At 29.6% G+C, this 230-nt stretch carries 1 pseudogene; it reads right to left on the reverse strand.

From position 1 onward, the window contains the following. A pseudogene (locus Q0975_RS28445) lies at positions 1-230 on the reverse strand (hypothetical protein); the annotation flags it as partial.

Raw genomic sequence — 230 nt, forward strand, 5'->3', positions numbered from 1 at the left:
TAAAAATCCTTACCTTCTTTTATATATCTAGACCATAAAACTGATTCTCCTTGATATTTAGGACCTATTTGCTCCAACGCAACCATTTTTCCATTACCATAAAAAACTAATCTAAAATTTTCTATTGGCATCATTTTAAAGTCTTTATGTTTGTAGTCTTCAATGTAATAATCCCAATTTTCTTTGCTGTCAGCCTCTAAATGATAAAATTGCTGTGCAACTCTTTTTTC

The sequence above is a fragment of the uncultured Aquimarina sp. genome (genome assembly GCF_947500065.1).
Lineage (GTDB): Bacteria > Bacteroidota > Bacteroidia > Flavobacteriales > Flavobacteriaceae > Aquimarina.